Here is a 15,279-nt window from a genome sequence, read left to right as displayed (position 1 = left end):
GAAATTAGATTATGTTTGAAGTATATATTACCAAAGCCGCAAAATATTTGCCAAATGAAGCCATTTCTAATGACGAGATGGAAAGCTATTTAGGCCTCATTAATGATGCTGCTTCTAAAGCAAGACGCATTATTTTGCGCAATAATAAAATTACAAGCCGTTATTACGCTATAGATAAATCCGGAAAAAGCACCCATAACAACGCCGAGTTAACGCGAAATGCAATCGTGCAGTTGTTCGACGAAAACTTTACAGCACAGGACCTTGAAGTACTTTCGTGCGGAACCTCAACTCCTGATATCTTCCTGCCTTCACATGCCGCGATGGTACACGGTTTATTAAAAAACAAATCTGTAGAACTAAATTCATCAACAGGAGTTTGCTGTGCGGGTATGAATTCTTTAAAATTTGGTTTTCTGTCTGTAAAATCAGGAAACTCAAAAAATGCCGTTTGCACAGGATCTGAAAAAGTTTCGACCTGGCTAAATGCCCAGATGTACAACCATGAAGCTGCCAATCTGAAAAACCTGGAAGAACAGCCTATCATTGCATTTAAAAAAGATTTTTTACGCTGGATGTTGTCTGATGGAGCGGGAGCATTTTTATTAGAGAACCAGCCAAAAGGACCTGTCTCTTTAAAAATTGAATGGATGGAAGCCTTTTCCTATGCTTACGAATTAGAAACCTGTATGTATGCCGGTGGTGATAAATTAGAAAATGGCGAGATCAAAGCCTGGAGCGATTATGCACCGGAGCAATGGTTAAACGAATCGGTTTTTGCCATCAAACAGGATGTAAAATTATTAGATGAATTTATTCTTTCTAAAGGAGCGGAGAGCATGAAAGAGGCTATGGATAAAAACAACATCACCTCCGATCAGATTGATTATTTTATTCCTCATGTTTCTTCTAACTTTTTTGTGGAAGGATTAAAAAAAGGACTGACCGAAAAAGGAATCGGGATGGCCGATGAAAAATGGTTCATGAATCTTTCAAGAGTGGGGAATGTTGGTTCAGCCTCTATTTACTTAGCTTTGGAAGAATTAATGAATTCAGGAAATTTAAAAAAGGGAGATCGTATTCTATTGTCTGTTCCCGAGAGCGGAAGATTCTCCTTTGCTTATGCTTATTTAACGGTTTGCTAATGGAAACATCTTTACTTTTAGAGAAAGACGCCGTCGAGAATTTATTGCCACAAAAGTTTCCTTTTGTAATGGTAGATAAAATGTATTCGTTTAACGAAACTTCACTGGTTGCGGGTTTAAAAATCCAAAGCGACAACATTTTTTCTGACAACGACACCTTTTTAGAAGCAGGGTTAATCGAACATATGGCACAGTCCGTGGCTTTGCACACCGGCTACCAGTTTTTCCTGAAAAACGAAACTGCCCCAACGGGTTACATTGGTTCGATCAAAGAAATTGAAATCAAAAAATTGCCAAAAGTCAATGAAACGATTCAATCTAACATAACTATTTTACAGGAGTTTGCCGGAATTACGCTAGTAAACATTGTAACTTATCTGAATAACGAAGAAATTGCGAACGGACAAATGAAAACCGTTTTAGCCAAATAATATATTAGGTATGAAAACCGGAGTTGACATACAAAACTATTTGCCCCACCGAGCACCGCTGCTTATGGTGGATTTAATTTTGGATATAGATTCCAGTTTTGTAGAAACCACATTTTTGATCCGGGAAGATAATATTTTTGTTGAAAACAACACTTTTATTGAAGCCGGGTTAATTGAAAACACCGCACAAACCTGTTCGTCTATTGTAGGCAAAAAATATTTTTTTGACGAAGACGGAACAGAAAACGAAAATGTAAATGTACTAGGCTTTATCAGTGCGATAAAAAACCTGAAAATACTTACACTACCAAAAGTAGGTGATACTATTATTACCAAAGCCAATCTGGTTTCAAAATTTGCGGGCGACGATTATACGCTATGTACCATGAGCTGCGAAAGTCTGCTTGCTGACAAAATACTTTTGGAATGCGAAATTAATCTGTTCATTCAAAAAACAATTTCGGTTCCGGAATAGTTACAATCGAAAAGAAAAAGGCCATGGAAAAAGAAAATGTACCACAAGACAAAGGCAATCTCACCAAAAACAATCTGAAAGAACTGCTTTATGCCACCGATGAAAATGGCGACTATACCACAACCTTAAGCACTGGTTGGGAACCTAAAACCATCGCATTATCCAATTCGATCGATGAAATAAACGAACGAATTGCCGAAGCAAAACAACAGGTAGAAACTGGAGAAGTAAGTCCGATTTGTTATTATATGGAACTCAACAAAATGGATCTTACTATTTTATCCAGTTATGTTGGAATGTGGAAATGGCGCGTAAAAAGACATTTTAAACCAGCCGTTTTTGCCAAATTAAACAACTCTGTTTTACAGAAATATGCCGATGCTTTTGAAATTTCAATCGCTGAATTAAAAAATATTAAAACCGCGTAATGCAAACTAATTTTACACATCATCAATCTGCTCATTGCGAAAATGGAGTGGCTTCGAATTTGTTAAAAAACAACGGACTAAATATCAGCGAGCCGATGGTTTTTGGTATTGGTTCGGGACTTTTCTTCGTATACCTGCCGTTTATAAAAGTAAATCATGCTCCCGCAATTAGTTACAGAACTTTGCCTGGACAGATCTTTAACAAACTAGCAAGCCGTTTAAACTTAAAAATAAAAAGACAAAAGTTTTCTTCAACAACAAATGCCAATAAGGCTTTGGACGAAAATTTAAAGAACAATATCCCAACCGGATTACAAGTTGGCGTGTATCATTTGAGTTATTTTCCTGATGAATACCGCTTTCATTTTAACGCACACAATTTAGTCGTTTACGGAAAAACCGAAACTGATTATCTGGTGAGTGATCCTGTTATGGAAACCGTTACCACCCTGACACATGACGAACTGGACAAGGTACGTTTTGCCAAAGGAGCTTTTGCACCAAGAGGACAAATGTACTATCCGATTCAAATTCCGAAAGACGTCGATTTGAAAAGCGCCATTATCAAAGGAATCAAAAATACCTGTCGCGATATGTTGGCACCCATGCCTATTATTGGGGTACGCGGAATTAAATTTGTTTCGAAGCAAATTAGAAAATGGCCCGTAAAACACGGTACTAAAAAAGCCAATCACTATTTGGCACAAATGGTGCGCATGCAGGAAGAAATTGGTACAGGTGGCGGAGGTTTTCGATTTATCTATGCCGCTTTTTTACAGGAAGCTTCGGTTATCTTAAATAATGAAGAATTGAAAGTGCTTTCTAAAGAAATGACACAAATTGGAGATTCATGGAGAGACTTTGCGGTTGAAGCTTCCCGAATTTACAAAAACAGAAGCGCCAAAGAAGATGCCTACAATACGATTGCTAACGAACTTCTGGACATAGCCAATCGAGAAGAAATCTTTTTCAAAAAACTAAAAAAAGCTATTAGCTAAAAATATTTTGCAATCCATTATAAAAATAGAATCCCTTTCGAAAAAGTACAAAAATGCAGATCTGTATTCTTTGAACGATGTTTCGTTGGAGATCAGTGAAGGTCAGATTTTTGGGTTATTAGGTCCAAATGGTGCCGGAAAAACCACTTTAATCTCAATGCTTTGCGGTCTAATAAAACCAACCTCAGGGCATTTCACGATCGACGGGCTAAATTATACCCATCATTCTTCCAAAATCAAAAAAATCATTGGCGTTGTTCCACAGGAATATGCTTTGTACCCTACCCTAACGGCCAGAGAAAATTTGCATTATTTTGGAAGTATGTACGGCTTAAAAGGCAGTTATCTAAAAGACAAAGTCATTGAAACTTTAGATCTTTTAGGATTATTAAAATTTGCCGACAAACGTATCGAAACTTTTTCAGGCGGTATGAAACGCAGAGTCAATTTGATCGCGGGAATTTTACACAATCCCAAAGTTTTGTTTTTAGATGAACCAACCGTTGGAGTTGATGTACAGTCTAAAAATGCCATTATTGACTATCTGAAACTCTTAAATCAAAACGGAACAACCATTATTTATACCTCCCATCATTTGGCAGAAGCGGAAGATTTCTGTACCAATATTGCCATTTTAGACCGCGGCAAAATTTACGCTCAGGGTACACCTTCAAGCCTAATTGCTTCTACTGAAGAAGCCCGCAATCTTGAAGAAGTTTTTATTTCATTAACCGGTAAAGACTTTAGAGATGGTATATAAAATTTGGATGTCGGTCGTAAAAGAATTCCTCCTGCTCAAACGAGATCTAGGCGGATTAATCATTTTATTTATCATGCCTTTGGTTTTAGTTATTACCGTAACCTTAATTCAGGACAACACTTTTAAAACCGTAAGCGATACCAAAATTCAGATTTTACTGGTCGATAAGGACAAAGGTTCAGTGTCTAAAACCGTTTTTGATAATCTGGAAAAAAGTCAGCTTTTTAGTGTGGTCACACAAATTGATAATAAACCCATTACAGAAGAAATTGCCAGGGAAGCCGTTTACAAAGGAAAATTTCAACTGGCGATTGTAATTCCGGAAAAACTAAGTGTTGATCTGCAAACTAAAATTGATCAGAATGTCGAAAACATTGTGAGCAAAATGGGGTTAACAGAAACAGATACCTCGGCTCAAGCCAAAAAACCAAAAGTAATTAAAGAAAAAGAAGTCAAATTGTATTTTGATCCGGCAGTTCAAATGAGCTTCAAAAATGCCGTGATGAGTTCGATCGATAAGATGATTTCTCAAATCGAGACAAAATCCATTTATACGACTTTTCAAAATCAATTGGGAGAAGGAAATGCCGAATTTGAGCAAAAGAGCTTTATCACGTTCAAAGAAATCATTCCAAAAATAAACAACAAAGAAGTACGTCCCAATTCTGTACAGCACAACGTTCCGGCCTGGACACTTTTTGCCATATTTTTTATTGTGATACCGTTGTCCATCAATATCGTAAAAGAAAAATCTCAGGGAACATTTATTCGATTACTGACCAATCCGGTTTCTAACATCGTGGTTATTATTGGTAAAACCATTACCTATTCGGCCATTTGTATGATACAGTTTTACATGATGGTGGCCGTGGCAATCTTTTTATTCCCACATATTGGTTTGCCTTCTTTAAATGTCGAAGGCCATTTGTTCTTAATGAGTGTGGTAGCATTATTTTCAGGTTTTGCAGCCATTGGCTTTGGAATTTTACTCGGAACTATCGCGAGCACACAGGAACAGTCAGCTCCATTTGGCGCCACAAGCGTTATTATTCTGGCTGCTATTGGCGGAATCTGGGTTCCCGTTTTTGCAATGCCAAGCATCATGCAACTTATTGCCAAATCATCTCCTATGAATTGGGGATTAGAAGCTTTCTATGATGTTCTATTGCGCAACGTTTCTTTCCTTGAAATCATCCCAAAAATAAGTTTGTTATTTTTGTTCTTTATTATCACAACATCCATTGCCCTATTTTATGACAAAAAGAAAAGAACAGTATAACGAAGCCACTGCCCTAACCGTTTCACATGAAATCAGAATTCGTTTTAACGAAACAGATCCGCTTGGAATCGTTTGGCACGGCAATTACATCACCTATTTTGAAGATGGACGTGAAGCGTTTGGCCGTCAACACGGACTTACCTATTTGGATATTGCCAAAACAGGCTACACAACTCCAATCGTAAAATCAAAATGCGAACACAAATTGTCTTTGCGTTATGGCGATGTCGTAACAATAGAAACTACAGTCATTGACACACCCGCTGCAAAAATGATCTACCGTTTTAAAATACTGGATGATAAAGGTGAGGTGGCCTGCACCGGAGAAACCGTTCAGGTTTTTTTAGATCAGGAAGGAAATCTAATGTTGACGAATCCTCCTTTTTATGAAGAATGGAAAAAGAAAGTTGGATTGTTGAAATAAAACACGAATTGCACGAATTGACACAAATTAAAAAAATAACAAACTGTGTAAATCTGCTTAATCTGTTAAATCTGCGTGTCCTAAAAAATACGCCGGAATAAAATCATAAAATGTTAAAAGAAATATACATTACACAAACCAACTGCATCACACCATTAGGTTTTGATGTCAAATCAAATGTTGAAGCAATTCTTCGCGGTGATTCGGGCATTCAGCTAAATAATGACATTTCTTTGATGCCGGTTCCGTTTTATGGTTCGGTAATTCCTGATGAAAAAATAAACAGTGCCTTTGCAAAAATCAGCACTGAAACAAAATACTCCCGCTTGGAGAAAATGATGATTCTGGCTTTAGAGCCAATTATCAAAAATGCAGCGGTTCAATTAGATTCAAAAACGGCTTTTATACTTTCGACCACAAAAGGAAATGTAACGGCTTTAAAAGATAATTCGGAAGAAAGTTTTGCTAACGCACATTTAGATGTCCTGGCAAAAAATGTTGCTGCTTTTTTCGGATTTCAAACACAACCCATTGTCGTTTCTAATGCTTGTGTTTCAGGAATTTTAGCGATTTCTGTTGCCAAAAGAATGATCCAGTCTGAACTGTACGACAATATTTTTGTTGTGGCCGGCGACGAAGTTTCAGAATTTGTTTTGTCCGGTTTTAATGCTTTTCAGGCCATGAGCGATTTGCCCTGTAAACCGTATTCTAAAAACAGAACCGGCGTAAGCTTGGGGGAGGCGACGGCAGCAGTGTTAGTTACTGCCGAAACTGCAAATGCTAAAATAAAAGTTATTGGAGACAGTTCGATAAACGATGCCAATCATATTTCGGGTCCATCCAGAACGGGCGAAGGTTTGTTCAGAAGTATTCAAAATGCTTTGAAAGAAGCTCAAATTGAACCCCATAAAATCGATTATATTTCAGCGCATGGAACCGCAACTCCCTTCAACGACGAAATGGAGGCCATTGCCCTAAACCGTTTAGGTCTGCAAAATGTTCCAGTCAATAGTCTGAAAGGATTTTACGGTCATACCTTAGGCGCTTCCGGATTATTAGAAACCGTAATCGCTATTGAATCTGTAAATCAAAACACACTTTTTGAATCGAAAGGTTTTGATGAAATTGGGGTTAGCGAATTAATCAATGTTATTGAGAAAAACGAAGAGGCAACTATTGATTTTTTCCTAAAAACAGCTTCCGGATTTGGAGGTTGCAATACGGCTGTGGTATTTGAAAAGATCAAATAGATTGTAATTATTCAGAATTTCCAAACAATTCAAAATTCATAGAAAGTTGGAGAGAAAAAATAATTATTATTTCATGTAAATCCTAAAAATGATAAATTTTAAATTAAAATATATTGATGAAATAATTCCTGTTGGTCAAGAACCAAATCAACGTTTAAGTTGGTTTTGGCTAACAGATGGAGAGTTATGGCTCGATTTCGAAAATGAGATAATTTACGAGTATTCTGATGAAGCAACTTATTATTTTGGAAATGAATCAACATCATATAATGAGTATTATTTAGTCAGATTCATTGAGGATTTTACAAACCTTTTTGGGAAAATAAATGAAAGCATTCCTGAAAAATTTTACTCTTTAACTGAAGATTTAGAAAAGTTTAAAAATGAATCAGAAAATTGGTTTAATATTCATGATACAGATGAAAATGAGAATACTGATTTTTATTTTGATGAATATTATAAATTACTTTCGTGGATTAATGAGAGAACATTACATTCAGCACACTTAATTGGTGGTCCGAATTTATTTTTCTTCAGAAAAAATGATCAAATAAAAATTATTTGGGAAGCTGAATATACTTTAGAAAATGGTATAAGTTTATGGACAGTGAAAGATGGCCTCTGCGAAATGAACTACCATGATTTTGTGAATGAAATCAAATTGTTCGGAGAAGATTTTTTTAATAAAATGGACAACCAAATTGAATTAGCATTATCTAAAGATTTTAAAAATATACATATTGATAAAAAAAGGTTAGTTGAAGAACATCAAGAAAGAAAAGAAGATTTTTGGAATGCATTCAAAATACTAAAACAAGAACCAGTTAATAAAACAAATTGGACAGATATTGAACAAACATATAATAGCATAGTAAAAGAAATAAGATAATATATTCCCTAAAAACACCTTCCGGATTTGGAGGTTGTAATACAGCTGTGGTATTTGAAAAGATAAAATAAAGAGTAAACCCGAATTGCACTAATTTTCACAGATTAAGTAGTATAATTTAAACCTCAAAATCAATTAGTGCTAATTTGTGCAATTAGTGTTAAATTAAAATAATGAATCCAAACAAAGCTCACATACAATCCTATTGCACCATTGAAAACAACGAAATTGTTTTGAACGGAACTTCTGTTTTCAAAATTGAACCGACCAATTTTGGTGATTTCTCTAAACAGGCCTATCGCAATTTTGACATTCAATACCCGAAGTTTTTCAAAATGGATGCTTTGAGCAAACTGGCTTTTTTAGGAGCTGAACTGCTTTTGAGTCCGATAACTTCAACGGAACAGGAAAACAATATTGCCTTGGTTCTGGCCAATAAATCATCGAGTTTAGATACCGATGTTAAGTATCAGGAATCTATTTCTGACAAAGAAAACTACTTTCCGAGTCCGGCGGTTTTTGTCTATACACTGCCAAATATTTGTCTGGGTGAAATAAGTATTCGCCATCAGCTGAAAAGTGAAAATTCTTTCTTTATATTTGATGCCTTTAACACTGAATTTATGTCCAATTATTCCACTATTCTTCTGAATACAAATAAAGCAGATACTGTTCTTTGTGGCTGGGTAGAATTTTTCAACGACGATTACAAGGCTTTTCTTTGCACCATCAGCAAAGAAGAAAGCACAAAATATAACAACGAAAATATCAATACATTATATAATAAATAATCATGGAAGCATTAAAAGAAGAATTAAAAAACAAAATCATTACAACTCTTAACCTTGAAGATATCGCGATCGAAGATATTGCAGATAACGACCCTTTGTTTGGAGATGGTTTAGGTTTAGACTCCATTGATGCGCTTGAATTGATCGTAATTTTAGATAAGGATTACGGAATTAAACTAGTTGATCCAAAAGAAGGAAAAACCATCTTTCAATCCATCGAAACTATGGCGGCGTACATTAGCGCAAACAGAACGAAATAGATTTCAGATTTTAGACTTCAGATTTTAGATTTCTTAAACAGAAATATTCGAAATCTGAATAATCGTTTAAAAAATCTAAAATCTAAAAATCTAAAATCTAAAATGACAAAAGGTGTTGCAATAACCGGAATGGGAATTATCTCCTCGATTGGAAATTCAGTCGAAGAAAACTACATTTCGTTAATCGAAAATAAAGTTGCGGTAACGCGTATCGAAAACATTGAAACGGTTCACGCTGATATCATTAAAGTAGGGGAAATTAAAAAAACCAATGACGAATTGGTCAAAGAATTAGAACTTACTCCTGATAATAACTTTTCGAGAACGGCCATGATTGGCACTTTCGCCGCAAAACAGGCCGTTAAAAATGCCGGAATTACTTCCATAAATGAATTCCGAACCGGACTTATTTCGGCAACAAGCGTAGGCGGAATGGATATGACTGAAAAGCATTATTACGATTATTTCAAACATCCGGAACTTGTGAAATACATTACTTGTCACGATGGCGGTGATGTAGCCGAAAAAATTGCAGAAGAGCTGGGTTTAAAAGGGATTGTTACCACTATAAGTACAGCCTGTTCATCGGCTGCAAACGCAATTATGCTGGGTGCAAGACTGATAAAATCCGGAAAACTGGACCGCGTAATTGTGGGCGGAACCGATGCTCTGGCTAAATTTACGATCAACGGATTCAAAACCCTCATGATTTTATCTGACGATTACAACAAACCTTTTGACAATAATCGTAAAGGACTAAATCTGGGTGAAGCAGCTGCTTACCTGGTTTTAGAATCTGATGAAGTCGTTCAGAAACAAAACAAAAAAGTTCTGGCCCGTGTGTCAGGTTATGGCAATGCAAATGATGCTTTTCATCAAACGGCTTCTTCAGAAAATGGAGACGGTGCTTACCTGGCCATGAAAAAAGCTTTTGACGTTTCGGGTTTAAAACCTGGTGATATCGACTATATCAACGTTCACGGAACAGCAACTCCAAACAATGATTTGTCTGAAGGAAGAGCACTCCTTCGAATTTACGGAGACGAAAAAGTACCCGATTTTAGTTCGACAAAACCTTTTACAGGACATACTTTGGCCGCTGCGGCTGCCATTGAAGCCGTTTATAGCGTTTTGGCCATTCAGAATAACGTGGTTTACCCAAATCTGAATTTCGAAACACCAATGGAAGAGTTTGATTTAAAACCGCAAACTTCTTTAAAAAATGCAACTATCGAACATGTTTTGTCCAACTCTTTCGGGTTTGGAGGTAACTGTTCAACACTTATATTTTCAAAATGCAATTAAAAAAAACATATATAAATGGAATAGGTTGTATTTCGACTCAAAAAACATTTAATACTGTTTTTTTAGAAGAAGCCGTACACAATCATGACAAGAACGTCCTTGAAATTGTTCCTCCGGTTTACAAAGATTATATTTCTCCGGCCGCCATCAGAAGAATGGCAAAAGGAGTAAAAAACGGAATCGTGGCTTCGACAATTGCCATGAAAGACGCACAAATCGAGAATGTTGATGCCATTATTACCGGAACAGGCTTAGGATGTATTGAAGACTCCGAAAAATTCCTGAAAAATATCCTTGACAATAATGAGGAGTTCTTAACCCCAACATCCTTTATTCAATCGACCCATAATACGGTTGGTGCTCAAATTGCACTGTTACAAAAATGCAACGGTTACAATTTTACCTATGTAAACGGAGCTGTTTCTTTTGAATCGGCACTTTTAGATGCTAAAATGCAAATTGAAGAAGAAGAAGCACAATCTGTTCTCGTGGGCGGAATTGATGAGAATGGCGAATATACTACTGCTCTTTTTAAATTGTCAGGACGTATCAAACCAGACGATCAGCAACCCTACAACCTTTTAGACTCTACTACAAGTGGTGCTGTTTATGGCGAAGGTGCCAGTTTTTTCGTTTTAGAAAATGAAAGAAAAGAGACCACCTACGCAGAAGTGCTAGACATTGCGATCGTAAACACCTTGGAGGAGAATGAAGTTGAAGCTGAAATTATCTCCTTTTTGAAATCCAATCAATTAGAAGTTTCAGCTATTGATGCTCTGATTTTAGGATTTGACGGTAATGTAGATTTTGAAAGTTATTATAAAAATCTGGCAGAAAATGCCTTCACCCAAACCCCTCAATTGTATTACAAACACCTGAGTGGTGAATACGATACCGCATCGGCCTTTGCTTTATGGATGGCGTCTAAAATTTTAAAAACACAGGAAATTCCTGAAATCATAAAAGCAAATTCGGTTGAAAAACCGGCTTACCAAACCATTTTATTGTACAATCAGCTCAACGGAAAAAATCATAGTTTTACGTTACTTTCAAAATGATAACGCATAAAAACATTTCGTTATTCTTTCTCTTTTTATTGCTGCTATTGCTTCTTCTAAAGCTATATATCGCAATTAACTGGGTATGGTTTATAGCAATTGTTTTTATTTGGTTAGGCATAAACGCTGTAGGCTCTTCTATAATTTCTTCTAATTATCATGTAAAAGCATACTGCAATAATCCGTTGGAAACCGAAAAAAAAATTGCCATTACGTTCGATGACGGACCGGGCATTTTCACTTTAGAAGTTCTGGAATTATTGAAAAAATACAAAGTAAAAGCGACTTTCTTTTGCATTGGAAAAAACCTTGAAAAACATCCTGAAATTGTAAAACAAATTATTGAAGAAGGACATTTGGTTGGCAATCATTCGTACAGTCATTCTCCTTTTTTTGATTTTTATAATGCTAAAAAAATCACTGGTGAAATTCAGAAAACGGATGCTCTTTTAGAAAAATACACCTCCAAAAAAATAAACTTCTTTCGTCCTCCATATGGAGTTACAACACCCTCGATCAGAAGAGCTTTAAAGATAACTGGTCACAAAGTGATAGGATGGAATATCCGCTCGCTGGATGGCGGAACCAAAAATCAGAATTTAATTTTCAACCGAATTATAAAACGTATTTCTCCGGGTGGAATTGTACTTTTACACGACACCGGATCACACTCTATTTTGGTACTGGAACAGTTTTTGCAATTTTTGCAGCAAAACAAGTATACCGTGATTTCAACTGAAGAACTTTTGAATCTTAAAGCTTATGAAAACTGAACACGGATGTAGCAGATTCGCTTACGCGAAGACGCGGATAAAAAACGGATTTTAATGATTAATCTGTGAAAATCCTTTAATCTGTGGCAAAATAATAAAGCGCAATTCGTAATAAATATGAAAACTAAAATAGCACTCTTAATTTTATTTATCTCCGGCAATTTGTTTGCTCAGGAACAGAAAATGTCTGATGCAGAAATTACGGCTTTCAAGCAGGATGTAAATGTGGTTTCAAAAAAAATAAAAACCCTGAGTACTGATTTTGTTCAGTACAAACATCTTGATTTTTTATCAAAAGACATTGAAACTTCGGGAAAGATGATTTTTAAAGAGCCTTCATTGCTGCAATGGCAATACAAAAAACCATACAACTACAGTATTGTTTTTAAAAACGGGAAAATCCTAATTAACGATGAAGGAAAGAAAAGTGCCGTTGATATTGGCAACAGCAAAATCTTTGGACGAATCAACAAATTAATTGTCGGAAGTGTAAGCGGCAATATGTTTGACGACGCAGCATTTGCGATTTCCTATTTCAAATCAAAAGGACAAAATATAGCGAAATTTGTTCCTAAAGATGCCGCCTTAAAAAAATACATCAAACAAATTGAACTGACTTTCGACAAGGAAGAAGCAACCGTAATTCAGGTCAAATTATTAGAATCCTCTGAAGATTATACTCGAATTGTACTTAAAAATAAAGTGATCAATGCAAAAATCGACGATTCCGTTTTTAATAATTAATTGCTTCCTAGCGATTGTTTTGGTTTCTTGTAGCGCAGTCACAAAAAACTATACCCCAAAAAAACTAGACCGAACGTCTTACCAGGTTCCTTATTTCGCAGATTCAAAAACCGATTATGTGTATAAAACCAACATTACGGTTTACGGTCATGAAATGTCGGGAATCTTCATCGCCAAAAAAATCAATGACACTACACATCGTATTGTTTTTACTACCGAATTTGGCAACAAATTACTAGACTTTGAGATTTCTGAAACGGACTTTAAAGTCAATTCGATTGTATCCGAATTAGACCGAAAAATCCTGATTCATACGCTAAAAGAAGATTTCCGTTTGTTACTAAAAAAGGATTATCTGATTCAGCAACAGTTTGAAAACGAATCCGCTGACATTTATAAATCGCCGGATGGGAAGCGTGACAACTATCTTTATATCTCCAAAAAAGATCACAAATTAGAAAAGGTCGTTCAGTCTTCTAAAACAAAAGAAAAATTTACACTAACATTTAGTTCAGAAAACGATATTTTTGCCGAGAAGATTTTGATTAATCACCAAAATATTAAGTTGAAAATTGAATTAAATTACTTTAAATCAGAATAAAAATTTAAACTAAACCTAAACTTAAATCAAAACCAAAATGAGAAAAATAACCGTAATTGCCTTTGTTTTATTTATTGGAATTATAACGTCAAATGCACAAGTAAAGGTTAGTCCGGGATTTCGTGGAGGTTTAAATATATCGGATTTAAGTAATATGCCGGAAAATAGCAGTTCAAAATCTGATTTTTATGTTGGTGCATTAATGGCCATAAAATTCAATAAATATTTTACGTTGCAACCGGAATTAAATTATTCGAGACAGGGTTCTGATATTCGTCTGTCTTATTTAGATTTTGACAACAACACTTCCCGTCGCAGAAGTCAGAAAGCCGAAATAAACTATATTACACTTGGAGCAGTGGCTAAATTTCATTTTAAAGGAAAAAGTTTCCACGTATTAGCCGGTCCATCTATAGATTTTAAAACCAATGATAATTTTGACAAATTTGGTGAGAACCCAGTTGATGTTGACTTTGCTATTGTTGGCGGAGTTGGATATACCCTGCCAAACGGATTAACTTTTGAAGCTCGATTAAAACAAGGATTAGTTGATATTTATGGATACGACAGATATGATTATGACAATGAAAACAGACGCTATTATGATGACATTACTTTAAATCAGGTTTTTCAAATAGGTATTAGTTACACTTTCAAAGTAAAATAAATTAAATCATGAACAAAAGAAATTTAGTAATTATCGTATTGGCCTTGTTTGCCCTAACAAGTGTACAGGCACAAGTAACATTCAAACCGGGTTTAAGAGCCGGAGCTTCTTTTTCTACATTCTCCAATACCCGTTCAGACTATAGAACTGATTTTTATATTGGTGGTTTTGGTGAAATTAAATTAACTAAAATTTACACTTTACAGCCGGAAATCACTTATAGCCAGCAAGGAGCGAGTAATGTTAAAACTTATATCAATTATAATAATGGCAATGATGTTGTTCAAACTAAAAATTTAGAAATCGACTATCTTTCTATTGCTATGATTAATAAGTTTACTTTAAAAAATGGCTTTCAGTTTCAGGTTGGTCCAACTTTAGACTTTAGATTACAGGACAATTTACTTTATGAAAAATCAGATATTGACCTGGCGTTTATAATGGGTATTGGTTATAGATTGCCTTCCGGATTAACTTTTGAAGCTCGTTTCAAAAAAGGAATTGTGGATGTTCTGGATAGTGATTATTACGGCAGCAATGGTAACAATAATGATTATTGGTTTAGTGATTATAATACAAATGTTAGTTTTCAATTAGGTGTTTCTTATCCTTTTGGCAAATAAAAAAATATGGTTTTAAAAGATTTTTACACAGTTCTTTCCGAAGAAAAAACAGGAGATTCTAAATATACAATTGCGATTTTGGTCAATGAAAAACATGAAGTTTTCAAAGGTCATTTCCCAGGGAATCCAATTATGCCAGGAGTTTGCATGATCCAGATTATTAAAGAACTTACGGAATCAATTACCAAAAGTACTTTGATGATCCAGACGCTTTCAAATGTAAAATTTATGGCATTAATCAATCCCGAAGTAAATCCTGAATTGCGTTTAGAACTGGATATCGTTACAACTGAAGATGATTTGGTTAAGGTGAAAAACACCACTTATTTTAACGACACCGTTGCCCTGAAACTGAGCAATGTGTACAAAAAGATATAA

General features: G+C 35.4%; 20 protein-coding genes. All 20 read left to right on the top strand.

Annotated features, from left to right (window positions below):
- The first annotated feature begins 11 nt into the window (after positions 1-11).
- The 20 genes from darB (at position 12) to AC3IS6_RS05500 (ending at position 15,279) form a co-directional block, all read left to right on the top strand.
- A complete protein-coding gene (gene darB / locus AC3IS6_RS05595) occupies positions 12-1,145 on the top strand; it encodes a dialkylresorcinol biosynthesis protein DarB (protein WP_489164033.1) in 1,134 nt (377 codons plus the stop codon).
- Entirely contained in the window at positions 1,145-1,576 is a 432-nt protein-coding gene (locus AC3IS6_RS05590; protein WP_489164032.1) for a hotdog family protein, read from the top strand. Before darB ends, AC3IS6_RS05590 begins: the two co-directional genes overlap by 1 nt.
- Before the next feature lie 10 nt (positions 1,577-1,586).
- Positions 1,587-2,051, top strand: coding sequence for a hotdog family protein (locus tag AC3IS6_RS05585; RefSeq protein WP_489164031.1), 465 nt, complete (start codon positions 1,587-1,589; stop codon positions 2,049-2,051).
- A 23-nt stretch (positions 2,052-2,074) separates the two neighbouring features.
- The gene (gene DarG / locus AC3IS6_RS05580; RefSeq protein ID WP_489164030.1) at positions 2,075-2,479 is read left to right on the top strand and encodes a flexirubin biosynthesis protein DarG; all 405 of its coding nucleotides are present in this window, start codon (positions 2,075-2,077) and stop codon (positions 2,477-2,479) included.
- Positions 2,479-3,477, top strand: a complete 999-nt coding sequence (darH, locus tag AC3IS6_RS05575) for a BtrH-related acyltransferase DarH (RefSeq protein ID WP_291286425.1) — start codon at positions 2,479-2,481, stop codon at positions 3,475-3,477. Before DarG ends, darH begins: the two co-directional genes overlap by 1 nt.
- Positions 3,478-3,484: 7 nt before the next feature.
- Positions 3,485-4,237: an ABC transporter ATP-binding protein gene (locus AC3IS6_RS05570; protein WP_489164029.1), complete on the top strand. Its 753-nt coding sequence runs from the start codon at positions 3,485-3,487 to the stop codon at positions 4,235-4,237.
- A complete protein-coding gene (locus AC3IS6_RS05565; RefSeq protein WP_489164028.1) occupies positions 4,227-5,516 on the top strand; it encodes an ABC transporter permease in 1,290 nt (429 codons plus the stop codon). Before AC3IS6_RS05570 ends, AC3IS6_RS05565 begins: the two co-directional genes overlap by 11 nt.
- Positions 5,491-5,940: an acyl-CoA thioesterase gene (locus AC3IS6_RS05560; RefSeq protein ID WP_489164027.1), complete on the top strand. Its 450-nt coding sequence runs from the start codon at positions 5,491-5,493 to the stop codon at positions 5,938-5,940. Before AC3IS6_RS05565 ends, AC3IS6_RS05560 begins: the two co-directional genes overlap by 26 nt.
- A 110-nt stretch (positions 5,941-6,050) precedes the next feature.
- On the top strand, positions 6,051-7,190 hold the full coding sequence (locus AC3IS6_RS05555; RefSeq protein WP_489164026.1) for a beta-ketoacyl-[acyl-carrier-protein] synthase family protein: 1,140 nt from the start codon (positions 6,051-6,053) through the stop codon (positions 7,188-7,190).
- Between the two features lie 88 nt (positions 7,191-7,278).
- A complete protein-coding gene (locus AC3IS6_RS05550) occupies positions 7,279-8,079 on the top strand; it encodes a DUF5984 family protein (protein WP_489164025.1) in 801 nt (266 codons plus the stop codon).
- 173 nt (positions 8,080-8,252) lie between these two features.
- On the top strand, positions 8,253-8,870 hold the full coding sequence (locus tag AC3IS6_RS05545) for a 3-oxoacyl-ACP synthase (RefSeq protein WP_489164024.1): 618 nt from the start codon (positions 8,253-8,255) through the stop codon (positions 8,868-8,870).
- A 2-nt stretch (positions 8,871-8,872) separates the two neighbouring features.
- Positions 8,873-9,130: a phosphopantetheine-binding protein gene (locus AC3IS6_RS05540; RefSeq protein WP_017496902.1), complete on the top strand. Its 258-nt coding sequence runs from the start codon at positions 8,873-8,875 to the stop codon at positions 9,128-9,130.
- A 102-nt stretch (positions 9,131-9,232) separates the two neighbouring features.
- Positions 9,233-10,435: a beta-ketoacyl-[acyl-carrier-protein] synthase family protein gene (locus tag AC3IS6_RS05535; RefSeq protein ID WP_489164023.1), complete on the top strand. Its 1,203-nt coding sequence runs from the start codon at positions 9,233-9,235 to the stop codon at positions 10,433-10,435.
- On the top strand, positions 10,426-11,493 hold the full coding sequence (locus AC3IS6_RS05530; RefSeq protein WP_489164022.1) for a beta-ketoacyl synthase N-terminal-like domain-containing protein: 1,068 nt from the start codon (positions 10,426-10,428) through the stop codon (positions 11,491-11,493). The genes AC3IS6_RS05535 and AC3IS6_RS05530 overlap by 10 nt, the downstream gene beginning before the upstream one ends.
- Positions 11,490-12,266: a polysaccharide deacetylase family protein gene (locus tag AC3IS6_RS05525; protein ID WP_489164021.1), complete on the top strand. Its 777-nt coding sequence runs from the start codon at positions 11,490-11,492 to the stop codon at positions 12,264-12,266. The genes AC3IS6_RS05530 and AC3IS6_RS05525 overlap by 4 nt, the downstream gene beginning before the upstream one ends.
- Before the next feature lie 117 nt (positions 12,267-12,383).
- Entirely contained in the window at positions 12,384-13,010 is a 627-nt protein-coding gene (gene lolA2, locus AC3IS6_RS05520) for a flexirubin biosynthesis/transport protein LolA2 (protein ID WP_489164020.1), read from the top strand.
- Complete coding sequence (lolB2, locus tag AC3IS6_RS05515; protein WP_489164019.1) at positions 12,976-13,611, top strand: flexirubin biosynthesis protein LolB2; 636 nt, start codon at positions 12,976-12,978, stop codon at positions 13,609-13,611. Before lolA2 ends, lolB2 begins: the two co-directional genes overlap by 35 nt.
- A gap of 37 nt (positions 13,612-13,648) precedes the next feature.
- Positions 13,649-14,278 (top strand): porin family protein, encoded by a 630-nt coding sequence (locus AC3IS6_RS05510; RefSeq protein ID WP_489164018.1) that lies wholly within the window; start codon positions 13,649-13,651, stop codon positions 14,276-14,278.
- Positions 14,279-14,286: 8 nt separating this feature from the next.
- The gene (locus AC3IS6_RS05505; RefSeq protein ID WP_489164017.1) at positions 14,287-14,901 is read left to right on the top strand and encodes an outer membrane beta-barrel protein; all 615 of its coding nucleotides are present in this window, start codon (positions 14,287-14,289) and stop codon (positions 14,899-14,901) included.
- 6 nt (positions 14,902-14,907) lie between these two features.
- Positions 14,908-15,279, top strand: coding sequence for an ApeI family dehydratase (locus tag AC3IS6_RS05500; protein ID WP_489164016.1), 372 nt, complete (start codon positions 14,908-14,910; stop codon positions 15,277-15,279).

The organism is Flavobacterium sp. KH_035 (assembly GCF_057839565.1).
This window is presented reverse-complemented; position numbering and strand designations above follow the sequence as displayed.